Source organism: Aliihoeflea sp., from assembly GCF_052435475.1.
Taxonomy (GTDB): domain Bacteria; phylum Pseudomonadota; class Alphaproteobacteria; order Rhizobiales; family Rhizobiaceae; genus Aliihoeflea.
In genome coordinates, this window is the sequence record NZ_JBQVMV010000007.1 from 25,696 (window position 1) to 47,258 (window position 21,563).

Sequence of the window (21,563 nt, forward strand, 5' to 3'; positions counted from 1 at the left end):
GGCTCGCCGCCAGCGGCCCGCGCCCGCCGACATTGCAGCTTTCACATCCGCAACCCGCTCCGGCTTCGCCGGGCGGGCCGCAAGGCCGCGCGCTGACGGATGCGGATTGCCAGAACTGCGGCGCGTGCTGCGCCTACTCGTCCGCCTGGCCGCGATTTTCGACCGAGGACGAAGCCGATCTGGCGCTGCTGCCGCCATCGCTCGTTTCGGCCGATCTCGCCGGCATGGCCTGCAATGGCTCACGCTGCGCGGCGCTTACCGGCGATGTCGGCAGGGCGACGAGTTGCGCCGTCTATGCGATCCGGCCGGTGGTCTGCCGCGAATGCGAACCCGGCGGCGACGATTGCCTGATGGCCCGCCGCGCCTACGGGCTTTGACGGCGGTACGCTTTTTCGCGAATGCCCTTCACGCACAGGCCAGGCTCGCTTAACTTCATGTGAAGACGCGCCAGCTATGAAGCGTGCATGACATTTCGGAGTGCCGGATGAGAGCGGCAACAGCATTTTTCGGAGCCTTGCTGCTGGTGGCAGCCCTGGGCATCGGCTGGTGGTCGCCGGTCGAGCGCACGGAGCCGATTGCGGTCAGCTCCATCCCCAGCACACCGCCGGCCGAATCGGCAGCACCCGGACCGCAGCCTCCCGCTTCGCCCGGAATCGAACCGGTGCGCGAGGAGCCCGTGGAAGTCGCCGCGCCGGAAACCGACGCCGACATCTTCACCACGACCGCCAATGTGCGATTGCGCAGTGGCCCTTCATCCAATTTCGGTATCGTCTGGACGGCACCAGCGGGCACGCGGGTCCGCTCGCTCCAGGTCGACGGCAACTGGCATTTCGTCACCACCGCCGAGTACGAAGGCTGGATCTACAACCGCTACCTCCAGCCGGCGGGCGGCTGACGCGGCTCCTGCCTATTCGCACTGCTGGCGCGGTCCGCCACCATAGGGCTGATAGCTGTTGTCTTCCGGGCGATAGGAGCGATAGCGGTCGAAGCACGATTGTACGTGGCGCGAGGCCGTCTCGACATGGCGCCCGCTCTGGGAGGTCGGCCCCTCGATGGCCGCTTGCGCGACCATCATCGTTTCGCCGGCCTGACCGGACTCGGCATATGGAGACACGCAGGTTTTGCTGCCGCCGCCATAGGGCGTGTAGCTGTTCGTTTCGGGGCGGTAGGAGCGGTAGCGCTGGGCACACCATTGCAGATGCGCGACGGGCAATCCGGCATCCTGCGTCGCGTCGGCCGGCGCCTCGCCGATTGCCGCGGTGACCGTTTCGTCGATCGCCGTCTCCTGACCGGGCCAGGCCGAGGGGTCGGCACTGGCGAGCGTGATCTCCTCACCCGCGCCGGCCTCGGCCGTCATTTCCGGCTCCGGCGGCAGCGGCGCGGCGGCCACCCGCTCCAGATCCTGATTGCCCGGATCGATGGCTCTCGCCTCGGCCGTCCACAAATCCGCGACGTCCTGAGTCGGGCCTGTCTTCACGGCCACCGGCTTGGCGGACAACGTATAGGTCGCCAGCACCGCGCCCCCCGCGAACATGCCCAGCGACAGCGTGAATCCTGCGGCGGCGGCGAGAAGGGGTTTCATCGGGCTCTCCATTCGTTGACCGAAGGAGAATGCGAATCGGCGTGCCCGGGTTCCGATATTTGCCGGGACGCGGGCACGCCGTCGATATCAGCGCGGCTTCGGCCGGGCGGAATCAGGCCACGTCGAGCACGATCTTGCCGACATGATCGCCCTCTTCCATCCGCTCATGCGCGCGCCATGCGTCCTTCAGCGGGAAGATCATGTCCATCACCGGGGCGATCTCGCGCGACGCGAGAAGCGGCCAGATGCGCGCTTCCAGTTCGGACGCGATCTTGGCCTTGAATTCGGTCGTGCGCGGACGCAGCGTCGAGCCGGTATGGGTCAGCCGCTTGACCATCAGCTTGGAATAATTCGCCTCGCCGGTGGCGCCGCTCATCGTGGCGATCTGAACGATGCGGCCGTCGGTGGCGGCAGCGTCGTAATTGCGCCCGACATAGGACCCGCCAACCATGTCGAGGATGACCTCGACACCCTTGCCGCCGGTGATCTCCTTGACCACCGCGACGAAATCCTCCTCGCGATAATTGATCGCCCGCACCGCGCCGAGCGCCTCGCACGCCTCGCATTTTTCTTTCGATCCGGCCGTGACGATGACCTTCGCGCCGAGCTTCGTCGCGATCTGGATCGCCGTCGTGCCGATGCCCGACGAGCCGCCATGGACGAGAAGCGTCTCGCCCGGCTGCAGGCCGCCGCGCTGGAAGACGTTGTGCCAGACGGTGAAGAAGGTTTCCGGGATCGCGGCCGCCTCGGTGAAGGTGAAGCCGTGCGGAATCGGCAGTGCGTTGGTTTCGTGGACGCGGCAATATTCGGCGTAGGCGCCGCCCGGCGTCAACGCCGTAACTGTATCGCCGACCCGCCAGCGCGTGACGCCCGGCCCGACCGCAGCGACTTCGCCCGCCGCCTCGAGGCCCGGCAGGTCGGACGCGTCCGGCGGCGGCGGATAGGCGCCCTTGCGCTGCTGGATATCCGGCCGGTTGACGCCCGCCGCCCTGACGCGGATCAGGATCTCGCCCGCGCGCAATTCGGGAAGCCCGCGCCGTTCGGGCTTCAGGACGAGCGGTCCCCCCGGCTCGGTGATCGCGACAGCGGTCATCTTTTCCGGCAGGGCGTGGCTCATCTCGTACTCCTTCGCGGGGTTTGATCGGCAAGGTCTCCTTATGTAGGCTTAGCGGGTTGCGATCAAACCGGAGAAATGCGCCATGGCCATTTTCGACGACGAATCGATCCGAAAGACGCAAGTCCACGAAATCGGTCAGGACCTGTCGCTGCTGTCCGTCGGCGAACTGGGCGACCGGATCGAGGCATTGCGGGCCGAGATCGCCCGGCTCGAAGCCGATATCGCAGGCAAGAGCTCCACGCGCTCGGCAGCCGAGGCGCTCTTCAGGCGCACGTGACGATGAAGGGCGCGGGCTGATCGCCCTTCGGCGACGGTTTTGCCGATGCGGCTGTCGCACCCGCGCCGTCAAAACGACGTAAAGGGTCTATTGTCCCGGCGCCTCGATGCCGCTTCGAACGCTATGAGATTCGCCTGATGTTCATGTCCTTCCGCCCCGTCCTGTCTCTGCTCTGGGGCACCGCCTTCCTGCTTGCCGGATCGGGCCTGCATGGCCTCATCCTGCCCTTGCGCGGCCAGGCGGAAGGATTTTCGACGACGGCGCTCGGCCTTCTCGGCACCGCCTGGGCGGTCGGCTTCGTCGCCGGCTGCTACATGGCGCCGCGCCTGGTGCGCAAGGTCGGCCATGTGCGCGCCTACGGCGCCTTTGCCGCCACCGCCTCCATCGTCGCGCTGATGACCGGCATCTGGATCAACGAATATGCCTGGATCATCCTGCGCATGTTCACCGGCTTTGCCATGGCCGGCGCGTTCATGGTCATCGAAAGCTGGCTCAACGAACGCTCGTCGAACGAGAATCGCGGCACCGTCTTCGGCCTCTACATGATGGTCACCTACGCCTCGATCATGGCCGGCCAGATGGTCGTCGCCTCGGCCGACATCGGCAACGGCTCGCTGTTCATGATGGCCGGCATCCTGTTCTGCGCCTCCCTGATCCCAACGGCGATCTCCTCGGCGATGGCGCCGAAGCCATTGCAGAGCGTGTCGCTCGACCTGAAGGGCCTCTACCGCAACTCGCCCGTCGCCTCCGCCGCCTGCCTTCTCGTCGGCATCGCCAATGGCGCCTGGGGCACGCTCGGCGCGGTCTATGGTGCGCGGATCGGCATCTCGACCTTCGAGATCGCACTGATGATGAGCCTCGTGGTGCTGGCCGGCGCGCTGGCGCAGATGCCGGTCGGACGCCTGTCGGACCGCATGGACCGGCGCTACGTCCTCGCCGGCGCCGCCGCCGGCTGCGGCGTCATCGCGCTTTTGATCTTCGTCGCCATGCCCCGCTCGGGCGCCGCCGTCCTCGTCATGACGGCGGCCTACGGCATGCTCGCCTACACGCTCTACTCCATCGCCGTCGCCCATGCGAACGACCATGCGAGCCCGGAGGATTTCGTCAAGGTATCGGGCGGGCTGCTGCTGCTTTATGGCTTCGGCACCATGATCGGACCGGTGATCGGTGCGCCGCTGATGGATTACATGCGCCCCGAAAGCCTGTTCCTGGCGACCGCGCTGCCGCATTTCGTACTGGCCGGCTATACGCTGCTGCGCATCTCGCGCCGCGCGCCGGTGGCGAGCGAGGACAAGGAGGCGTTCAAGACGCTGCCCTCCGAACGCGCCGTCACGCCGCAGGCGGTGCTGCTCGATCCGCGCAGCGACATGGACACGGTCGATCAACCCGAAGAGCGGCAGGACGCCGCATGATGAAGGCCGACGCCTTCGCGGCCATCGCCGACGCCAACCGGCGCCATCTGCTGGAGGAATTGCGGCGTGGCCCGAAGACGGTCAACGAACTCGCCGAAGGCCTGCCCGTCTCGCGTCCGGCGGTCTCGCAGCACCTGAAGGCGCTGCGCGATGCCGGTCTCGTCTCGGCCAGGAACGAAGGCACGCGCCGCGTCTACCGCGTCGAGGAAGCGGGCTTCCTGAAACTCAATCTGTGGTTGGACCAGTTCTGGCAGGCGTGAGGCGGGGCCCAAAAACAAAGCCGGCGGCGCTGGCGCCACCGGCAGGTTGCCTCGTCTGATCTGAGCATCGGATCGACCGATGCGCCGAGCGTTTCCGCTCAGTGTCGTGTCGGTTGTGACCGGAGTTTTTCCATTTCGTCCTTCAGGGCCAGCTTTCGCCGCTTCAGGGACGCTATCTCGAGCGGGTCGGCGGAGGGATGCATCATCACCTCGTCGATCCGGCGTTCGATATCGCCGTGTTTGCGCTGGAGTTCCTGTAGATGGGACGCAAGAGACATTCCGGGCTCTCCCTTCCTGGTTCCTCGTTTGCGTGCGTTCCGTCCGGCTCCCGGTTGGAACCGGATATGACAGCACGATGACAGTCTGCCATCGCTTTCAAATGCTGTCGAACATCTCGTAGTAGCATTTGCTGACGATCCGACATGTGTTATGAATCGCGCACGAGGACTGTGCGTCGCGCGGCCTACTCCCGCGAGCGCGCTCGCTTTCTTTAGACGGTGAAAATGTCGGAACAGGATCAGGCGGAGATTCGTCTCGAATTTGCCCGGACCAAGCAGGAACATGCGGATTTCGACGCGGCCATAAATGCCATGATGAAGGTCGGCTGCGACCCGCTCCAGATCCAGCGCATGAAGAAGAAGAAGCTCGCCCTCAAGGACAGGCTGTCCCAGCTCGAGGACGGCATCATCCCCGACATCATCGCCTGACAGGCCTGACGGAGCATCGCCATGGCCGACCAACGCGCCGAAATCGCCATCATCATGGGCAGCCAGTCAGACTGGGCGACGATGCGCCACGCGGCCGAGACGCTCGACGCGCTCGGTCTTGCCCATGATTCGCGGATCGTCTCCGCCCATCGCACGCCTGATCGGCTCTATGATTTCGCCAAGAGCGCGAAGGCGGACGGGTTCAAGGTCATCATCGCCGGTGCCGGCGGCGCGGCACATCTGCCGGGCATGACGGCGGCGATGACGCCGCTGCCGGTCTTCGGCGTGCCGGTCGAATCGAAGGCGCTGTCGGGCCAGGATTCGCTTCTCTCCATCGTCCAGATGCCGGCCGGCATCCCCGTCGGCACGCTTGCCATCGGCAAGGCCGGCGCGGTCAACGCCGCGCTGATGGCCGCAGCCGTGCTCGCCCTTTACGACGACGCCCTCGCCGGGCGGCTCGACGCCTGGCGCGACAAGCAGACGAAGGCCGTCGCCGAACGGCCGAAGGACGAGGCATGAGCGCGCTCGCGCCGGGCTCGACGATCGGCATCATCGGCGGCGGCCAGCTCGGCCGGATGCTGGCGATGGCGGCGGCCCGCCTCGGCTTCCGCACCATCGTGCTCGACCCCGAGGGCGACTGCCCCGCCGCGCAGGTGGCGAACGAGCAGATCGTCGCCGCCTATGACGACGCGCACGGGCTGGCGCGGCTGGGAACGGCGTGCGACGTCGTCACCTACGAATTCGAGAACGTGCCGGTGAACGCCGCGCGCAGTCTGGCCGCCGGCCACGCCGTCTACCCGCCGCCGCGCGCGCTAGAAGTCGCGCAGGACCGGCTGACGGAAAAGGAATTCCTCAACAAGGCCGGTATCCCGACCGCGCCGTTCCGCGCCGTCGACAGCGGCGCCGAACTCGCCGAAGCACTCGACATCATGGGCGGCTCGGGCGTCCTGAAAACGCGGCGCCTCGGCTATGACGGCAAGGGCCAGAAGGTCTTCCGCGACGCCGGCGGCGACCAGACGCACGGCATCTACGAGGGCATGGGCGCCGTGCCGCTGATCCTCGAAGGCTTCGTGCCCTTCGCGACCGAAATCTCCGTCGTCGCCGCGCGCGGCCAGGGCGGGACGAGCCGCGCCTTCGACCCGGCCGAAAACCTCCACCGCGGCGGCATCCTGAAAAGCTCGACCGTGCCGGCCAACGTCGCGCCGCAGACCATCGAGGCCGCCCGCGCTGCCACGCTGCGCATCCTCGACGCGCTCGACTATGTCGGCGTCATCGGCGTCGAGTTCTTCGTCCTCGGCGACGGCTCCGTCATCGCCAACGAAATCGCCCCGCGCGTCCACAATTCCGGCCACTGGACGGAAGCCGCCTGCACCGTCTCCCAATTCGAACAACACATCCGCGCCATCACCGGCCTGCCGCTCGGCGACCCGAAGCGTCATTCGGATTGCGTGATGGAGAATTTGATCGGGGACGAGGTGGGGATGGCGGAAGCGCTGCTCGCGGAGCCGGATCTGGTGCTGCATCTCTATGGGAAGAGCGAAGCCCGGCAGGGGCGGAAGATGGGGCATTTTACGCGGGTGATGGCGCGGGGGTAGAAGGCAGCGGCTGGTTTCGACCCCATTGTTGCCGTTCAGCTCATTCGCCTCGTGACCCGAAAGCTGCCGTCGTGTACTACGTTCAGCGCAGCATCGACCGATCACGGCGATATCATCGGTCACGTAAGTCCGATGCGGAAACCGTCAGAGCCAAACTGGACCTCGGCAGACCGACAGACTGACGATGCTCACTAGGTCCTCCGATCGGCTGCTAGACGCTATGAGCTTGCGGTTGCGCGCGGCCACAGACTTTGATCAGTCGCCCACACCGATCGGCGCGTGGCCGAGCGAGAACGAAATGAGGAATCCGGTCCAGTCGTTGACGATGTGCGCACCCGCTGAAACCCAGAGATTCTTCGTCGTGATGTACGCCAATGTCAGTATCACACGGGCGCTACCGATACCGATGAGCGCTTGCGCCCAGTGCCAGTCGTACGTGGGCAGATGCGCGGCACCGAAGATCAAAGCCGAGACGCCGAGCGCGATGGCGATCGAAGTTGATCGCGCCAGATGCCATTTCGAAAAACACAGCCAGAGAACCGCGAGAAAGGTCACGATGCCTAGCATCTCCTCGCCGATGAGCTGCGGCAGTGTCGGCGCAAGAGCCGCGGCCAGTGCATAGCCCGACATCGAGGACATCAGGTCCACGCGCGGATTAGGGGCGAGTGATCCCACAAGCGATAAGACGAACGCGACAACCATCGAACCGACGAGCGTAGCAAGGCCGAACGCCAGCATCAGCCCAAGGTCCTTGAATCTCACTGGACGAAAGAGCGCGCAGCTTGCCGGGCCTACCACAACCCGCAAGGTCATCAGGGGTATCGACAGAAACAAGAGCGCGGGAATGAAGGTGAAGGGAAAGTCGACCTCGGGGAACTGCGTGAGGGCCAGAAAGGCAACAAGCAGAGCGCCGTGCAGAACCAGCCACCCTGTCCAGCCAATGGCGACCGGCTTGTCATCGTAGAACGGGAAATCACGCCCTGTTCGGTTCATGGCCGTCGTCCGCGCCGCCATAGTTGCGTTACTCGGTATACAGCGTCAGAGAGTAACGTGCGGTCTCATTTCGGCGCGCTGCGTTCCGCATCAGGTAGACGTCGATGACATAGGTGCCAGTCGACGGGATCGTCAACGATGCGGCGTTGCCGCCCATGGATGAATTGTAGAGGGCCGCGTCGGCTCCAGGTGCCGTGACATTGAAATAATTGCTGGAGTTACTCGTATCCAACTGGACACTCAATTTTTGGCCGGCGTTGACGGCCAGCAGATATTGCACGCTTTGGTAGCCGGTTATGGTGCTCTCGATGGTGGGCGGCCGCGGCGGAACTCGGCGTCACGCAAAGCGCGGTCAGCCATCAGTTGCGGCTTCTATCCACGCTGGTCGGCGAGCGCCTTTTGCACAAACAGGGCCGCGGGGTAGCCTTGACCGAAGCGGGGAACCGACTGGCTCGAAAGCTCCAACCGGCATTTTCCGATATTGCGCGATCGGTTGGTGAAGCCATAGGCGGTGCGCGCAACGTCGTGCGGCTCGCGATATGCAGCAGTTTCGGGCCCGGCTGGCTCATTCCGCGCCTGGCAGATTTCTACGCGACCTCTCCTGCTTTCGATCTGCAGCTTTGCATGTACGCGAGCGATCCCGAACTTACCGACAGAGTCGCTGACGCCTTCGTTACGACCTTGCCGGCCGAGAACGGGTTTCATTCCATTTTGCTTTGGCGGGAGACCTTGGTTGCAGTGGCGGCGGCCACTACGGGAGCCGCGCATGCCAGGATTACAACTGACCTTCTGCCAGGGCACCATGGCGATGACTGGAGAGCGTATGACACGCTGTCCGGACGCACGGATGACCCGACCCATCGCTGGATTTTTGCCTCGCACTACCTGTTAGCTCTTGAGATGGCAAAAGCTGGCCTGGGGGCGGCGCTGGTGCCTGATTTCCTTGCCGCTCGTGATCTGGAACTCGGTGTCGTGCGCTTGCTTGACGATGTCGCTCTACCCACGCAGGAGGACTATTATCTGAGCGTGAAAGTGAGCCGACGCAACGAACCTGCGCTGGAAGCGCTGTTCCGTTGGTTCAGGCTGCAGGCTTCCAGGTCGCCGTTGAAAACCGGAGGTTAGGTCATGAACGCTCGTCGCATTGCGATCGCAGGAAGCTTGGTACTGCTGGCAGGAGGCTGCGCGGCCGGAGCCCAATCCATGCAGTCAGGTCCAGTCGGAGCACAGCCGGTGATGGATGAAAGCGTACCAGGGGCGGCGCGCGATGCCTGCCTGCGGAAGGTCTGGCGCACGACCAACAGTTCTGATCTTACAATCCTTGAGATGATCTACTCCGAAGCAAATTCGCAGTTGACGATCGGCGTGGGGCCGACCCTTGCCCCTTGGCAGTGCACCGTGTCGAACCTGGGTGTTGTCACCGCGGTGATGTCCCTGACCGATGAAGGTGCCCTTTGATCACGCCAGCCAGCGCTCCTTGAGCTGGCCTGTTAAAAGCGGCCATCCGCAATGAGCCGGATGACCGCTCAGCGTCAGATTTCAGTTTGCTCAGCGAGGAGCAGTGCGTCCTCGATATCGACACCGAGATATCGAACCGTGTTCTCAATCTTTGAGTGGCCGAGTAAGATTTGGATGGCGCGGATATTGCCCGTGGCTTTGTAGATCATCGACGCTTTGGTGCGACGGAGCGAATGAGTGCCGTACTCCTCTGGACGCAAGCCGATCGCGGTCACCCATTCGTCGACCAGACGCGCATATTGCCTAGTGTTCATATGTTGTGAGTGATTGATCCGGCTTGGGAACGCATAATCATCGACCATGCCGCCACGCCGCTCGAGCCAAGTGAGAAGGCTGGCTCTGACGTCACTCGTGATCTCGAACTGGACTGGACGACTGGTCTTCTGCTGCACCACTATGGCGCGTGTCCTGATCGCTGGTCCGACGACTACATCGCTTATCCTGATCTTGACCAGATCACAGCCACGAAGCTTGCTGTCGATCGCAAGATCGAACAACGCGCGGTCACGTACGCGTCGTTCGCGATCAAGGAAGAACCGAATAGCCCAGATTTGCTTTTGGGTAAACGGTCGCTTGGTGCCTACCTTCTTGCCAGCGTTCCAAGGGACACGCTCGCGGTTGGCGTCATCAAAATCAGAATGGCCCATGTGAGTTCTCCTCGGCCTTGATTGGCCGAAGATGAAACGCGTATAATTTCTGGATATCTGCAGCTTCAGATTAACGGCACAACGATGTCATGAGGCCAAGGGACTATGTCCGCATGGATGGGCCCGCAGCCCGCAAGCGGACAGGCAGAAATCCACCCCTATGCTGTCACCCTTCGTATTGCAGCATCAGCCCGACTCAGGTTGACAGCCCGCCCGCTCCTCCGCTATGAGCCAGCGCGACGATTTCAGGCGCGTCCTCGTGGCGCGTCGTGTCATTTGACGCCCGATCAAGGGCAATAAGAAAAACGGGCAGACCGATGAAGATCAAGAACTCGCTCAAGGCGCTCAAGGGCCGTCACCGCGAAAACCGCCTCGTGCGTCGCAAGGGCCGCGTCTACATCATCAACAAGTCCAACCCGCGCTTCAAGGCGCGTCAGGGCTGATCGCAGGCGGTCCCGTTCGGGACTGCGATCGATGACGTCCGAGGCGGCGCTCGCCGCCTCACGGACAATTCAGTTTGACGTTCCGCATGTCGGGCATACCATGCCTTGCATGCGGAACGTTTTGCCATGCGCGCTCGCGATTCTCCTTCTCACCGGCTCCGCCCAGGCGGCCGAACCGGCAGAAGAGGCCGCAGCCCCCGCCGTCGAGCGCTCCGAAAAAGCCTCCATCGACGAGCTGTTCCACGATCTGAAGCGCAGCGGCAACGAAGCGGCGGCAGCGCGCATCGCCAGCCGCATCCAGCGCGAATGGACCCGCTCGGGCAGCCGCTCGATCGACCTTTTGATGCAATGGGCCGCAGCCGCCATGCAGGCGCGCAAGTTCGACGCCGCGCTCGACCTTCTCGACCAGGTGGTGACGCTCTCGCCCGATTATGCCGAGGGCTGGAACCGGCGCGCCACCGTCCATTTCATGATGGATAATTACGCGCTCTCCATGTCGGACATCGACCGCACGCTGCGGCTCGAACCGCGCCATTTCGGCGCGCTGGCCGGCATGGCGCAGATCCTGCAGCGCTCGGGCCGCAAGGAACCGGCCTTGAAGGCCTATGAGCGCGTGCTAGATGTCTATCCGATGATGCGCAACGCGCAGGAGCAGGTCGGCACGCTCGCCGACGAGCTGACCGGCGAAGGCATCTGAGCCATCGAGCTTTTCCGCAGCCGCGCGACTCACCGAGGTCCCCGCCCCGCATGAACCTCCTGACCGCCGCCGCGGCTTTCCTGATCGCCCTGATCCTGGTCTTCGTCGGCGTCACCCGCGTCGGCGCGTGGCTGATCGAGCGGCGCAACCCGCCGATCGGCACCTTCACCACGGTCAACGAAACGCGGATGCACCATCTGCACCTTCGGCCCGAGGGCGAGGCCGACCTGCCGCCGGTGCTCTTCATCCACGGCGCGAGCGGAAACCTGCTCGACCAGATGATCCCGGTGCGCGGTGCGCTGGAAGGCCGCGCCGAACTCCTGTTCCTCGACCGGCCGGGACATGGCTGGTCGGAGCGCGGGCCGGGCAACAACGAGACGCCGTTCGGCCAGGCGGCGACCATCGCCGCGCTGATGGACGAACTCGACATCGAAGACGCCATCATCGTCGCGCACTCGTTCGGCGCGGCGGTGGCGACGTCGCTGGCGCTCGACCATCCGCAAAAGGTGCGCGGGCTCGTTCTGCTGGCGCCGGCAAGCCATCCCTGGCCGGGCGGCGAGACGTCCTGGTATTACGATCTGGCGGCACGGCCGCTCCTCGGCCGGCTGTTCGTCGAGACGCTGGCGCTGCCCGGTGCCTGGAGCCGCATGCGCGGCGCCTCGCAATGCGTCTTCTCGCCCAACGCCTTGTCCGAAACCTACATCGACGAGGCCGCCATCCAGCTTCTCATGCGCCCCGCCACCTTCCGCGCCAACGCCATCGACGTCGCGGGGCTCTATGCCCATGCGGAGATCGCCGCGCCGCGCTATGGCGAAATCGATGCTCCGACCATCGTCGTTTCGGGTGACCGCGACACCGTCGTCTTCGAGGAAATCCACGCCGCCGGGCTGATCCGCGACATCCCGCGCGCCGAGGGCGTCTGGGTGCGCAATCTCGGCCACAAGCCCGACTGGGTGGCGCCCGAACTGACCGTCGCGGCGATCGAGAAGCTGGGCGGCCGCGACGTCGACCTCCAGGCGCTGTCGCTGACCGTGCAGGACCGCATCGCGGGCGACGCGTTCAATGTCGAGACCTGCGCGGACCCCGGCACGCCGCAGGCGGCGCCCGCCACTTAACGGATTCTTCTCGCTTTGTGGTCCAGCGTCATTTGACGGGGCAAATTCGGTCGAGACGGGGCATGACGGGCGAAGAGGACAAGGATGGCGCGCGCGGCGACCTTTGGGCGCATGCGATCGACCGTGCGGGGCTCGGCGTCTGGGACGCCGATCTGGCCACCGGCGGCTGCTACTATTCGCCGAGCTGGTCGCGGATGCTGGGCTATGAGCCCGGCGAGCTGCCCGACGACCCGGACCTTTGGCTGACGCTGCTGCATCCCGACGACTACGACCAGGCGGTCGCCAGCGGTGACCACCACGTCGCCGGGCTGACCGAACGCATCGACACGGAAATGCGCCTGCGCCACAAGGACGGGCACTGGGTCTGGGTGCTCGACCGCGGTGGAACCGTCGCCTGGGACGCGTCGGGCAAGCCACGCCGCGTCGTCGGGGTGCAGACCGACATTACGCGGCGCAAGCAGGCCGAGGACGGCCTCGCCCAGATCAACGCCCGGTTCCGGCTCGCGCTCGCGGCCAGCGGCACCGGCATCTGGCACCATGATTTCGAGACCCGCACCAGCTTCTGGGACGCGCGCACACACGGCATCTTCGGGCTGCCGGCGATCGACGGGGAAGTATCGCTCGATCAATGGAGCTCGCAGCTCCATCCGCAGGATCGCAAGCGGGCCGAGCGCGAGCACATGATGCCGCGCGAGACCGGCGAGACCGTGCAACTGCGCTACCGCATGATCCGCGCCGACGGCGAAATCCGCCATCTGGAGACACTGGTCTGCTTCGTCGCGGAATTTGGCGGGGCCGGCCAGTTCGTCGGCACGGTGCGCGACGTTACCGAAGCATGCCTGCGCGAAGAGGCGCTCGCCCGCGCCGCCCGGCACGACCAGCTCACCGGCCTGTTGAACCGCAGCGCCTTCGACGTCAAGCTAGCCCGCGCGCTGGAATCCGCTGCCGAACGGCATTTCGCGATCCACTATCTCGACCTCGACTACTTCAAGGCGCTCAACGACTTTGCCGGCCATGCGGCCGGCGACCGCGCCTTGCAGATCATCGGTGGCATCATCGCCGATGCCCTGCCCGACGGCGCGATAGCGGCGCGGCTGGGCGGCGACGAATTCGCCATCATCTGCCCGGTCAATTCCGGCGAGGACCCGGCGACCCTCGCACGCGAAATCCTCGACCGCATCGCCGGCACCAGTTTCGGCGAAGATGCCGGCTCGCCCAAGCTCGGCGCCAGCATCGGCTACGCCCTGATCTGCGACGCCTCGATCTCGCAGGCCGACGCGCTCGCCCGCGCCGACGACGCCTGCTATGCCGCCAAGGCCTCCGGCCGCAATCGTTGCGTCGCGTTCGGCGAGGGCGCCGGCGCATCGACGTCGGGCCTGACAGCGGCCCGCATCCTGTCGGAAACGATCGACGCGATGGAGAACAGCCGGCTTCTGCTCTATGGCCAGCAGATCCACATTCTCGGCGAACCGTGGAGCGCCTCGCACCGCTGCGAGGTGCTGGCCCGCCTGCAGGACCGCAATGGCAGGCTGATCCCGCCCGCCGCCTTCATTCCCGCCGCCGAACGCTTCGGCATGGCGGCGCGGCTCGACCGATGGATCGTCCGCACCGCGCTGGAGCGCCACGGCCACGCCATGCGCGGCCCGGGACAGCTCGTCCTGGGCTTCAACCTGTCGGCACAGACGCTGAGCGATCCTGGCCTGTGGGAATTCGTCGACCGCGAGGTCGAGGCGGCGCAGGTGAGCCATTCCAACCTCGTCTTCGAAATCACGGAAACGGCGGCGGTCACCAATTTCCAGGCCGCCGAGCGCTTCGTCCACGCCGCGCGCGAGCGCCATTGCCGCGTCAGCCTCGACGATTTCGGCTCGGGCTTGAGCTCGTTCGACTATCTGCGCCGCTTTCCCGTCGACAGCATCAAGATAAATGGCGATTTCGTCGAAAATCTCGCCGGCTCCGCCTTCGACCAGGCGATCGTGCGCGCCATCAACGATGTCGCCAAGGCGATCGGGCTGACGGTGGTGGCCGAGAAGATCGAGGACGACGAAACGCTGGCGCTGCTGTGCGGCCTTGGAATCAGATACGGGCAGGGTTTCTTCCTGCACCGTCCCGAGCCGCTGGAGGGCATCGTGGCGAATCTGCGCCACGGCCGCGCCGCGATGTAAAAAAGGCCGCGGTCGTCCGCGGCCTTCCGTCATCCGGCGTTAGGGGGGCCCTATCAGGCCATGCCGAGGGCGTTCATGTAGAGTTCGACCAGCGCCTCTTCTTCCTGGCGCTCGTTCGGGTCCTTCTTGCGCAGGCGGATGATGGTGCGGATCGCCTTGGTGTCGTAGCCTGATCCCCCCTGCTCGAAAAGTGTAGCCTCAAACGAACAGGGGGCGGGACGGGGAGCTAATCAAATAGCAAGCGCCGGCCCGCCCCCGGGTCCAGTTGGCGAACGGACCCCACCGCTTGCGGTGGGGCTTTCTCAGCCGTGGATTGATCGAGAACGATCCAGCGCCGAGAGAAACATTCTGGAGAGGTGAGAAAAGCTGAGGCGCTTGATGCCTGCTTTCCGAGGATGACCGAAAATGGGCCGGCGGGAACCAAGCTCGCCGCAGCAGATGAGTTCCGTGCATTACGGTATAGACGATGACAGAGGTTAGCGCCCAGAACGGGGACATGACGCCGCCCTCTTTGGGAGTGTCACCGCAGCACTTTTGCACCCCAAGCTTGCTTCTCAGGTTTCAGCGCTTTCGACGACCGCATTAGAGGCGGACGGAACCTCCGCCCAGCTTTTGTCGGCGAGGTGAGCTGAGCACGAGGGCGGTTACAGCTGAATTCTTGCTCGAGGGCCAAATCGCCTGGCTTCGTGCGGCGAGGAGGCGACGCCATTCAAGTAGCTAGATATGACGAGGCCGGCTCTAGCGGAATAGGCCTTCATTCGTACTCGCAGCTAATTTTCTCATAGACAATTAGCCTGCGCGCATCTCATGTTGTGAGGTTGTTATATTGATTTTCTAATAGTATTCTTCTCCGGAAACTTAGTATTGATTTTCTTTTCTATTGCTATCTGAAATAATAAGCGTTAAGGACGTCTATCACTTCGATAGAGGTCGACATGGTAAGGACTTGGGAGAGAGCATTCTCGATCGTATGCGTGCCTTTGGCCATTGACGGCGCAAAGAGCCAGAAGAGACAGCTGATCGCGAATGTCCCGTTGATCTTCTTGACGATCGACGGCCAGCCGTACTTTCCGCAGGTCCTGAACAAGTATCTCGTTAACGGCGCGCATCGAGGCTTTTCACTAACGACCTTGACCAGAGACGCCCGAAGCTTGGGAAGGCTTCATGAATTTCAAGTCAACGCTGCGCCGGGAGCTATAGCGGATCGGGCGTCGGCAATGCGCGTCCTGTCAAGATTCGCTGCTTTTCGTACGTTGCCGCAAAGCGAAGAAGACCTTGCCGACATCTGCCCCTGGGAACGCGCCAGCCCGGAAGTCGCCAAAATGGAACTGCACGCAATTGAGAAATTTGCGCGGTATCAAAAGGTCCATCATCCGAATGACCGGCTGCTTTTCGATGGCATCGTTGACGCTTCGCTCGCGGGTCCACCAAGCCCGTATGGCTATCGTCCCGATCGGCTGTTGGCACATTTGGATATCGTCGATCGTCTCAATGACAAGAACGTCCTAAACTCAGGAGCCGGCAGGCATTTCGGCACGCATCTGACTGCTAAGCGCAAACAAGGAGGTCGGCTCCGCGGCACGACTTCCCTAAATGCCGGGCAGATCGACGCGATCATCGAAAATGAGAAAAACCTGACGTTCCGTGCGCTATGGATACTGCTTGCATTCGGCGGGGTTCGCCTGAGCGAGGGACTGACACTCTTCGTCCAAGACGTACTTCCCGGTCATATGAGCTCGACATTTGGCGATGTCGAAATGGGCGGACTGCCATTTGTTATTTTGGCACATCCGACTTTGTGCGGCTACAACGGCGACGCTTCGCATTTCTCAGAAAAAAGAATAGATTATCTCTATAGAGCATACAAATTGTCGCCACGCCTGCATCAAAAGAAAAAGAAACGCGCCGGGCACAAGGGATTTTTGTATTTCTCTCCCCTTGTACTTTCTTGGGTGTATTGGGTCAAAGATTCGCGTGCAATGGAGTTCGCGACTCTAGTCCAAACCATGTTGCTCAAGCGAATTTCATTCGGCGTTACCAAGCGACATCCGTATTTGTACGTCAATTCGGTTGACGGTGAACCGCTGTCGATTGGTGCCTGCGAAAAGGCCTTTGCCCGAGCAATCAAGCGGGTCGGCATATCGCCCTCGCTGCCCGGCGCTTCAATCCATGGCCTTCGGCACTTCTACAAGTGGTACGCCGACAAAAAGCTGAAGATGTCCCGATCAGATCAACAAATCATGATGCGTTACGTTCGCGAAGACAGCCTGGACGACTACGGTCGCCGGGCATCCGAGTGCAACGCAACGCTGAAATCAGCAATGGCGAGGCTTGCAAATGGTTGAGTATCAGTCGGAACGGAACTTGCGACGGTCCGACAGCGGCACCGGCACCTACGTCAACGCGTCGGAAACAGCTGTCATGATCCGAGTTCCAAGCCCCAAAGAACTCAACAGCCTGCTTAACCGATTCATGAAGACTCTCACTTCTGAGATTCTCACGCTATTTTCGATGCCGTTTGAGGAGTACAAAGGCAAATATGGCGGTCAGCAACTGCGGTCAGAGCAAGATGGTGAGCGGCAAGGAATCGCGTACGGTCTGATTGCGGATGGTGGGCTTAACAACTTTGTTAACGTGAATCGACCTGCCGTTTCGAAAATCCTCGCCGGGCGGCGTGCTGAATTTTCGGCAGCAGGCCGACGCGGACCAGCCAAGTTGTCGTCGGCGGCCCAGATATACGAAATGCCCCTAATGGAACAGGTACAGATTGTCGAGAAGCTTGTCACAGACAGCAAATCGATCGACGATTACCTGCGCTTCGCACAGACTGGAACGTTCGGTTGGGCGAAATTAAAGAGCGATGTCAGGAGTGTCACTGACGTCGGAGGTTATCTTGCTCAGCTTGAGCGGGAGCTTGCCGATTGCCTTTTCGAGCAGCAAGCGACCGGAAAAGACGGAAAATCCGGTCGCGGCACCGGACGAGAGTACGGACCTTCATGGTTTGCGATGTACTTGGCATCGCAGGGCATCTGGGCGTTGCCTGCAAAGTTTTTGGGTCCTATCCGAAACCTTCTACCACCGCGCCTGATGCCGGTAGTATTGCGCTCCCTTATGCCTTCGCGTCATCGGGCTTTGGTTGACCAGGTCATCGGTCTTCAGGAGCTATCCCGCCACACAAGTGCGACGATGGTGTTAAATTGCTTAGCCATCTCGCAGATCTCGAGCAACGTCTGGCAGCATGACGATTTCGATCCCGAGCCCCTAATGCGCTTGAAGGAATGGACGCAGCACTCGGGCTCACAAATACACTCGTCATCGGTTAATGCTCTTTACCGTCTCGCCATGGACCATTTCTGCTTGGACATCGCACATGATAAGTTTGCTCCGTTCTTCACGATGCAGAAGCGTTTGGCAAAATCGGGTGCGAAAGCATACGATTGGGTCTTCAACCCTAAACCGCGCAATACGCAGTTGGCCGAACGGTGCCTTGGACGACCGGTTACTGAAGTGGAGGATCACGTCAGGGATTGGGCCGAACAACTTCGAGAGTTACTGCCCTTGGTACGAAAGAAAGCGCTGCGATCGACAGTTAACAACTCGAATCCGTGGCTAATATACATTCAGTCTTTGCCGCTCGATGCTGCGCCGAAGACATTCAGAGATATAAACCGCAGGTCACACGTCAACGATTTTCTCGAAGGTGAGGGCGGTACTTTCGTACATTTCCTAGCCAAGCATTTCTCAGAGCATGCACGCAACATCTGTCGCGAAGCCATCAAGGAAATGCGCGACTTGTGGTCCATCGCCGCCCGCCGCGACGGCTTTGCAGCAGATCTTACTAATCCTTTCGATCCGACAATCGACCAGATCGTGCCACCGAAGCCCAAGTCAAATCACACCCACCGACCTGCTCTGAGCTTAGAGGCTTGGAGAATTCTCATCGAAGAGAACCGAAAGGACAACTACGCTTTTGCGCGAAATTTGGATCGGAATAGCCACTGGATCAAATTGAAGGATCCCACTACCGGGCGCATGAAGAGACTATTCTGGCCCGCCGTTCCGATCGCGCTCGATGTCATCTTGCATTTCGGCACTCGGAACAAAAACACCCGATTCCTCGATAGTGGGGAGGGAGATGAGTACCTGATAGACATCAAAAACCTTGATCGTCTAGCCAATCCCCTTGAAACGGCAACCAAAGACCGAAGCGAGGGATGCTTAAGAATTTATGATATGGGGCACGATGACGACAAGGTGCTCGGTATTTTCATCAACACTAACAAAACGGGAGGTGTCATCCCAGTCCCGTTCATACCAGAGCGGCTCGCTGCGTCCCTTGTGCAACTGCGCGATCTGCAAATGAAGTACAACCCTCTGAAGCGTCTCGTGCTTGCGCGCCAATCTGACACGACCGACGACTATGTAGATGAAACTCTCTTCGAACTGGTCGCACCGCTGTTCCGCTGGCCCGATGATCCTTTGCAGATGCCAATATCCGAGAGCCGCCTGTTAACCTATTTCAAGGCGCTCTTGAAGCACTGCCAGCCGATCGTCAACGAGAAGCTGGGTTATGATTATCCCTTGTTCGCCGACGACAAGGCCTTTTTTGACCTTCACTCGATGCGGGCCTCGCTCATCACGCTGCTCTATGAGGCCGGTGCTGATGAAGACGTAATCGTTGCCCTAGCCGGGCATGCCTCGCCCCAAATGTCCCGATATTACCGTGTCCTCCGACTAAGGAGGGTGCGTGAGACACTAATCGCAGGGTACGAACGGCTCGAAAACGAAGAAATCGCTATCGGGAAGGGTCGCGAACTCGAGAAATTGGCCGAAAGCGCCGTCTTTCCCGATGACGAGATTCAGCGTACCGGCGTCGAATTGGTCATGTCATCAGATTACCGCTCCGGTCATCACATACTTTTCATGCACGGGTTATGTCCGGTTATGAACTGCATGGAAGGCGGTAACCGCATCGCCGGAAGTAAGTACGCCCCGGTCTGGAGACCAAATGCATGCTCAAAGTGTCGGTACCGGATAACTGGCCCGCACTTCATTGAAGGGCTTCGTGCGCGAGCCAACATGCTGATGTACGAATACCACTCAACCTTGAACAAAATGGCCGATCTTGGAAAGAAGATTGAGGAGAAGGAGCGCTTAACCGGTGAGCGTTCAGTCGAACTACGGCGCATCAGAGATAGAGACTTGCTGTTGCAACACAATCTAAAGGAGGAATGGGAGTCTGAACTAAAGGTCATTCGCATTTGCGAGGGCTTAATAAAGCGTGCGGAAGAGCAGCACTCGTCTGCCTCGAACTTGGTCCTGCCGATGAATGCAGATTTTGATCGAGATACTGCAATTTCCTGTCTAGAGGTTGTTCATGAATTCGAGCTGATGCACGCCATGATGGTTGACACGGTGATCATGCCGAGTTCGATCATGGATTTGCCGTCAGACGTTGAACTCCGTTGGAAGAGCTGGATACGCGAGTTTGCCAATTCGCAGGGTTATCCCGTCGCTTCAAGACTGTCGGAAAGCGAAAGCGATTCCTACATTCGGGTGGGAAACGCGATCGTGGAGCAGCAGTGGGCACCAGAAGAGCTCGAGAAGCTTGTCCGAGGGCTGATGACGCTCGAGGGGGATCAGGTGGTGCATGAGTCCCTCTCCAGGCTGGCACATGGCTGAGGCCTCCAAAACTCAACTGGATGCCGAACGGCTCTTTAAGAAGCTCCATGACGATGCAAGTCGCGGGGGCGGTGAGCGCCAGATCGGCACTCTGAAAAGGTTGGAAGCAGCCTGTACAGCTTTGATTTCCGGTGAAGCATACCGAGTGGCCCAGACCATGGGCACTGACGAACCATCCTGGATGCCACCCCTGCGGAAACTGAATTCCCGCATGATCGAAGCCTATATACGCTTGCGCCAGAGATCGGAGGGCCTTGGATCTACGTGGACAGGCCCCACAGCAGTCACCATTCGAAAGAACCCTGAATTTCAGCGCTACGTCAAACTGCGCGAAGCAGAACTGGCGGTCGGACGGGTCAAGACACGTTCAGATCGTGCGGCGCTGGTGGAGAGAGCGCTCAATTCTATTCGAGACGAGAATTCACGATCGTTCCTGAGACTGAGGCTTGAAGAGTGGCGAATGGCTGCAGAAGAACTTTCCATCCTGAAACAGGCCATCCAGAACCTTCCCGCAATTTCCTCAACCGCCCTGTTTTCAGATGATCAGCGTCAGGAAGAAATCGTTGATCGCTCGTTGCTGAGGAACTTGTGTGCCAGACTGGATGACGACCGCGTCCTCGATCTTTTCGATTTGGAGAACCGGAATGGCCGCATCATCCAGCAAGCCGGCGCGGGAATGGATTTAATATATCCAGAAGAGTTGGCTGCACTTCGCCAAGTTTCCGGACTCGGTTAGCAGATACCTTTGTTGATCCAGACTTGAGACTTGGTGGCGCGATCGCCGATAAACAAGCACAAAATAATCGCTGCTGAGAGTATTGTCGTCTATCGGATTGAATCGCGGGAGCTTCAAAGCTTGTTATCGCCTATCGGCAGCGCTTCCATCCCGGACCGCTTAACTGTCTACGTTTCAACATCTCGCGAGAAATGAAAATGGATGCCAATACGGAAGCACTGATACTGCAGCAACAAGCTACGGACAAATTTTTGAATAGCTGGTACTCGGCCGTTAGCACCCTCTCCGCGTCGCCCCGTACCGACGGGCGAGGTGTGCTGGTGGATGAGACCGGTTTGTCCGGGAGGTTGCGAGAAGCTGAGATAGCGATCGACCAAGCTAGAAAAGCAATTGCACTGTTCCGCTCGGCCCCTCGGCACCATCTCGATGATGAGGAAGATGACGAGTTATAGGTCGGTCACCGCCCATCCAGCTGCTTGCGCCGCATCGCTTCCGGCCATAAGGCGGTGCCGTCCTAGCGACTGATTTGGACCAGCTGAACAGCTACTTTACACCGACGGTGGGCCGTCCACCGGGGGGCGTACGCCAATCATTTTTTTTCCAGTTTTCGCCCAGATGTGGAC

The 21,563-nt window shown here is 61.4% G+C and carries 24 protein-coding genes and 1 pseudogene; 18 read left to right on the forward strand and 7 right to left on the reverse strand.

All coding sequences use genetic code 11. From position 1 onward, the window contains the following. The first annotated feature begins 32 nt into the window (after positions 1 to 32). Positions 33 to 377, forward strand: coding sequence for a YkgJ family cysteine cluster protein (locus ACT6QU_RS10080; protein WP_444565622.1), 345 nt, complete (start codon positions 33 to 35; stop codon positions 375 to 377). A 107-nt stretch (positions 378 to 484) separates the two neighbouring features. After that, entirely contained in the window at positions 485 to 895 is a 411-nt protein-coding gene (locus ACT6QU_RS10085) for an SH3 domain-containing protein (protein ID WP_444565623.1), read from the forward strand. 12 nt (positions 896 to 907) lie between these two features. On the opposite strand, the gene ACT6QU_RS10090 is transcribed toward ACT6QU_RS10085, so the two are convergent. Together ACT6QU_RS10090 and ACT6QU_RS10095 are read right to left on the reverse strand one after the other, a co-directional pair. After that, complete coding sequence (locus tag ACT6QU_RS10090) at positions 908 to 1,582, reverse strand: BA14K family protein (protein WP_444565624.1); 675 nt, start codon at positions 1,580 to 1,582, stop codon at positions 908 to 910. A gap of 112 nt (positions 1,583 to 1,694) precedes the next feature. Beyond that, positions 1,695 to 2,699 (reverse strand): NAD(P)H-quinone oxidoreductase, encoded by a 1,005-nt coding sequence (locus ACT6QU_RS10095; RefSeq protein ID WP_444565625.1) that lies wholly within the window; start codon positions 2,697 to 2,699, stop codon positions 1,695 to 1,697. A gap of 82 nt (positions 2,700 to 2,781) precedes the next feature. Between ACT6QU_RS10095 and ACT6QU_RS10100 the strand changes: the two genes are divergently transcribed. The 3 genes from ACT6QU_RS10100 (at position 2,782) to ACT6QU_RS10110 (ending at position 4,648) form a co-directional block, all read left to right on the forward strand. Continuing rightward, complete coding sequence (locus ACT6QU_RS10100) at positions 2,782 to 2,976, forward strand: DUF1192 domain-containing protein (RefSeq protein ID WP_444565626.1); 195 nt, start codon at positions 2,782 to 2,784, stop codon at positions 2,974 to 2,976. Between the two features lie 137 nt (positions 2,977 to 3,113). Beyond that, on the forward strand, positions 3,114 to 4,388 hold the full coding sequence (locus ACT6QU_RS10105) for an MFS transporter (RefSeq protein ID WP_444565627.1): 1,275 nt from the start codon (positions 3,114 to 3,116) through the stop codon (positions 4,386 to 4,388). After that, positions 4,385 to 4,648, forward strand: a complete 264-nt coding sequence (locus tag ACT6QU_RS10110; protein WP_444565628.1) for an ArsR/SmtB family transcription factor — start codon at positions 4,385 to 4,387, stop codon at positions 4,646 to 4,648. Before ACT6QU_RS10105 ends, ACT6QU_RS10110 begins: the two co-directional genes overlap by 4 nt. Positions 4,649 to 4,746: 98 nt before the next feature. On the opposite strand, the gene ACT6QU_RS10115 is transcribed toward ACT6QU_RS10110, so the two are convergent. Beyond that, positions 4,747 to 4,926, reverse strand: a complete 180-nt coding sequence (locus ACT6QU_RS10115) for a YdcH family protein (protein ID WP_444565629.1) — start codon at positions 4,924 to 4,926, stop codon at positions 4,747 to 4,749. A gap of 225 nt (positions 4,927 to 5,151) precedes the next feature. On the opposite strand from ACT6QU_RS10115, the gene ACT6QU_RS10120 reads away from it, so the two are divergent. From ACT6QU_RS10120 to ACT6QU_RS10130, 3 genes are read left to right on the forward strand one after another with little or no spacing between them, the layout of a single operon-like run. Continuing rightward, positions 5,152 to 5,355: a YdcH family protein gene (locus ACT6QU_RS10120; RefSeq protein WP_024587301.1), complete on the forward strand. Its 204-nt coding sequence runs from the start codon at positions 5,152 to 5,154 to the stop codon at positions 5,353 to 5,355. 21 nt (positions 5,356 to 5,376) lie between these two features. Next, a complete protein-coding gene (gene purE / locus ACT6QU_RS10125) occupies positions 5,377 to 5,874 on the forward strand; it encodes a 5-(carboxyamino)imidazole ribonucleotide mutase (protein WP_444565630.1) in 498 nt (165 codons plus the stop codon). Continuing rightward, positions 5,871 to 6,950 carry a 5-(carboxyamino)imidazole ribonucleotide synthase gene (locus tag ACT6QU_RS10130; RefSeq protein WP_444565631.1) on the forward strand — a complete coding sequence of 360 codons (1,080 nt, stop codon included), beginning with the start codon at positions 5,871 to 5,873 and terminating at the stop codon, positions 6,948 to 6,950. The genes purE and ACT6QU_RS10130 overlap by 4 nt, the downstream gene beginning before the upstream one ends. A gap of 255 nt (positions 6,951 to 7,205) precedes the next feature. On the opposite strand, the gene ACT6QU_RS10135 is transcribed toward ACT6QU_RS10130, so the two are convergent. After that, positions 7,206 to 7,943 carry a lysostaphin resistance A-like protein gene (locus tag ACT6QU_RS10135; protein ID WP_444565632.1) on the reverse strand — a complete coding sequence of 246 codons (738 nt, stop codon included), beginning with the start codon at positions 7,941 to 7,943 and terminating at the stop codon, positions 7,206 to 7,208. Positions 7,944 to 7,971: 28 nt separating this feature from the next. Further along, entirely contained in the window at positions 7,972 to 8,223 is a 252-nt protein-coding gene (locus ACT6QU_RS10140) for a hypothetical protein (RefSeq protein WP_444565633.1), read from the reverse strand. Between ACT6QU_RS10140 and ACT6QU_RS10145 the strand changes: the two genes are divergently transcribed. Both ACT6QU_RS10145 and ACT6QU_RS10150 read left to right on the forward strand, forming a co-directional pair. Next, positions 8,217 to 9,065 carry a LysR family transcriptional regulator gene (locus ACT6QU_RS10145; protein ID WP_444565639.1) on the forward strand — a complete coding sequence of 283 codons (849 nt, stop codon included), beginning with the start codon at positions 8,217 to 8,219 and terminating at the stop codon, positions 9,063 to 9,065. The two genes, ACT6QU_RS10140 and ACT6QU_RS10145, sit on opposite strands and share 7 nt — an antisense overlap. A gap of 3 nt (positions 9,066 to 9,068) precedes the next feature. After that, positions 9,069 to 9,398 carry a hypothetical protein gene (locus ACT6QU_RS10150; RefSeq protein WP_444565634.1) on the forward strand — a complete coding sequence of 110 codons (330 nt, stop codon included), beginning with the start codon at positions 9,069 to 9,071 and terminating at the stop codon, positions 9,396 to 9,398. A 74-nt stretch (positions 9,399 to 9,472) separates the two neighbouring features. On the opposite strand, the gene ACT6QU_RS10155 is transcribed toward ACT6QU_RS10150, so the two are convergent. Continuing rightward, a complete protein-coding gene (locus ACT6QU_RS10155; protein ID WP_444565635.1) occupies positions 9,473 to 10,105 on the reverse strand; it encodes a tyrosine-type recombinase/integrase in 633 nt (210 codons plus the stop codon). A gap of 317 nt (positions 10,106 to 10,422) precedes the next feature. Here ACT6QU_RS10155 and ykgO point away from each other — a divergent pair, with 317 nt between their 5' ends. The 4 genes from ykgO to ACT6QU_RS10175 all read left to right on the forward strand — a co-directional run bounded on the left by ykgO (position 10,423) and on the right by ACT6QU_RS10175 (position 14,522). After that, positions 10,423 to 10,548: a type B 50S ribosomal protein L36 gene (gene ykgO / locus ACT6QU_RS10160; protein WP_024587305.1), complete on the forward strand. Its 126-nt coding sequence runs from the start codon at positions 10,423 to 10,425 to the stop codon at positions 10,546 to 10,548. A gap of 100 nt (positions 10,549 to 10,648) precedes the next feature. Next, positions 10,649 to 11,245 (forward strand): tetratricopeptide repeat protein, encoded by a 597-nt coding sequence (locus ACT6QU_RS10165; RefSeq protein WP_444565640.1) that lies wholly within the window; start codon positions 10,649 to 10,651, stop codon positions 11,243 to 11,245. Positions 11,246 to 11,295: 50 nt separating this feature from the next. Next, positions 11,296 to 12,360 (forward strand): alpha/beta fold hydrolase, encoded by a 1,065-nt coding sequence (locus ACT6QU_RS10170; RefSeq protein ID WP_444565636.1) that lies wholly within the window; start codon positions 11,296 to 11,298, stop codon positions 12,358 to 12,360. 62 nt (positions 12,361 to 12,422) lie between these two features. After that, positions 12,423 to 14,522: an EAL domain-containing protein gene (locus ACT6QU_RS10175; protein WP_444565637.1), complete on the forward strand. Its 2,100-nt coding sequence runs from the start codon at positions 12,423 to 12,425 to the stop codon at positions 14,520 to 14,522. 53 nt (positions 14,523 to 14,575) lie between these two features. On the opposite strand, the pseudogene ACT6QU_RS10180 reads toward ACT6QU_RS10175, so the two are convergent. Further along, positions 14,576 to 14,707 (reverse strand): annotated as a pseudogene (locus ACT6QU_RS10180) (DUF2312 domain-containing protein); the annotation flags it as partial. A 750-nt stretch (positions 14,708 to 15,457) separates the two neighbouring features. Between ACT6QU_RS10180 and ACT6QU_RS10185 the strand changes: the two are divergent. The 4 genes from ACT6QU_RS10185 to ACT6QU_RS10200 all read left to right on the forward strand — a co-directional run bounded on the left by ACT6QU_RS10185 (position 15,458) and on the right by ACT6QU_RS10200 (position 21,392). Beyond that, a complete protein-coding gene (locus tag ACT6QU_RS10185) occupies positions 15,458 to 16,867 on the forward strand; it encodes a hypothetical protein (protein WP_444836607.1) in 1,410 nt (469 codons plus the stop codon). Further along, positions 16,860 to 20,204 carry a VPA1269 family protein gene (locus ACT6QU_RS10190; protein WP_444836608.1) on the forward strand — a complete coding sequence of 1,115 codons (3,345 nt, stop codon included), beginning with the start codon at positions 16,860 to 16,862 and terminating at the stop codon, positions 20,202 to 20,204. Before ACT6QU_RS10185 ends, ACT6QU_RS10190 begins: the two co-directional genes overlap by 8 nt. After that, entirely contained in the window at positions 20,197 to 20,940 is a 744-nt protein-coding gene (locus tag ACT6QU_RS10195; RefSeq protein WP_444836609.1) for a hypothetical protein, read from the forward strand. Before ACT6QU_RS10190 ends, ACT6QU_RS10195 begins: the two co-directional genes overlap by 8 nt. Before the next feature lie 197 nt (positions 20,941 to 21,137). Then, the gene (locus tag ACT6QU_RS10200) at positions 21,138 to 21,392 is read left to right on the forward strand and encodes a hypothetical protein (RefSeq protein WP_444836610.1); all 255 of its coding nucleotides are present in this window, start codon (positions 21,138 to 21,140) and stop codon (positions 21,390 to 21,392) included. Positions 21,393 to 21,563 lie beyond the last annotated feature (171 nt).

What these genes read in the sequence shown, in the direction of transcription:
- ACT6QU_RS10165 (WP_444565640.1), top strand. Translation starts at nt 10,649, where the DNA reads ATGCCTTGCATGCGGAACGTTTTGCCATGCGCGCTCGCGATTCTCCTT.
- ACT6QU_RS10110 (WP_444565628.1), top strand. Translation starts at nt 4,385, where the DNA reads ATGATGAAGGCCGACGCCTTCGCGGCCATCGCCGACGCCAACCGGCGC.
- ACT6QU_RS10130 (WP_444565631.1), top strand. Translation starts at nt 5,871, where the DNA reads ATGAGCGCGCTCGCGCCGGGCTCGACGATCGGCATCATCGGCGGCGGC.
- ACT6QU_RS10170 (WP_444565636.1), top strand. Translation starts at nt 11,296, where the DNA reads ATGAACCTCCTGACCGCCGCCGCGGCTTTCCTGATCGCCCTGATCCTG.
- ACT6QU_RS10200 (WP_444836610.1), top strand. Translation starts at nt 21,138, where the DNA reads ATGGATGCCAATACGGAAGCACTGATACTGCAGCAACAAGCTACGGAC.
- ACT6QU_RS10155 (WP_444565635.1), bottom strand. Translation starts at nt 10,105, where the DNA reads ATGGGCCATTCTGATTTTGATGACGCCAACCGCGAGCGTGTCCCTTGG.
- ACT6QU_RS10120 (WP_024587301.1), top strand. Translation starts at nt 5,152, where the DNA reads ATGTCGGAACAGGATCAGGCGGAGATTCGTCTCGAATTTGCCCGGACC.
- ACT6QU_RS10115 (WP_444565629.1), bottom strand. Translation starts at nt 4,926, where the DNA reads ATGTCTCTTGCGTCCCATCTACAGGAACTCCAGCGCAAACACGGCGAT.
- ACT6QU_RS10175 (WP_444565637.1), top strand. Translation starts at nt 12,423, where the DNA reads ATGACGGGCGAAGAGGACAAGGATGGCGCGCGCGGCGACCTTTGGGCG.
- ykgO (WP_024587305.1), top strand. Translation starts at nt 10,423, where the DNA reads ATGAAGATCAAGAACTCGCTCAAGGCGCTCAAGGGCCGTCACCGCGAA.
- ACT6QU_RS10100 (WP_444565626.1), top strand. Translation starts at nt 2,782, where the DNA reads ATGGCCATTTTCGACGACGAATCGATCCGAAAGACGCAAGTCCACGAA.
- ACT6QU_RS10195 (WP_444836609.1), top strand. Translation starts at nt 20,197, where the DNA reads ATGGCTGAGGCCTCCAAAACTCAACTGGATGCCGAACGGCTCTTTAAG.
- ACT6QU_RS10090 (WP_444565624.1), bottom strand. Translation starts at nt 1,582, where the DNA reads ATGAAACCCCTTCTCGCCGCCGCCGCAGGATTCACGCTGTCGCTGGGC.
- purE (WP_444565630.1), top strand. Translation starts at nt 5,377, where the DNA reads ATGGCCGACCAACGCGCCGAAATCGCCATCATCATGGGCAGCCAGTCA.
- ACT6QU_RS10105 (WP_444565627.1), top strand. Translation starts at nt 3,114, where the DNA reads ATGTTCATGTCCTTCCGCCCCGTCCTGTCTCTGCTCTGGGGCACCGCC.
- ACT6QU_RS10095 (WP_444565625.1), bottom strand. Translation starts at nt 2,699, where the DNA reads ATGAGCCACGCCCTGCCGGAAAAGATGACCGCTGTCGCGATCACCGAG.
- ACT6QU_RS10085 (WP_444565623.1), top strand. Translation starts at nt 485, where the DNA reads ATGAGAGCGGCAACAGCATTTTTCGGAGCCTTGCTGCTGGTGGCAGCC.
- ACT6QU_RS10190 (WP_444836608.1), top strand. Translation starts at nt 16,860, where the DNA reads ATGGTTGAGTATCAGTCGGAACGGAACTTGCGACGGTCCGACAGCGGC.
- ACT6QU_RS10135 (WP_444565632.1), bottom strand. Translation starts at nt 7,943, where the DNA reads ATGAACCGAACAGGGCGTGATTTCCCGTTCTACGATGACAAGCCGGTC.
- ACT6QU_RS10150 (WP_444565634.1), top strand. Translation starts at nt 9,069, where the DNA reads ATGAACGCTCGTCGCATTGCGATCGCAGGAAGCTTGGTACTGCTGGCA.
- ACT6QU_RS10185 (WP_444836607.1), top strand. Translation starts at nt 15,458, where the DNA reads ATGGTAAGGACTTGGGAGAGAGCATTCTCGATCGTATGCGTGCCTTTG.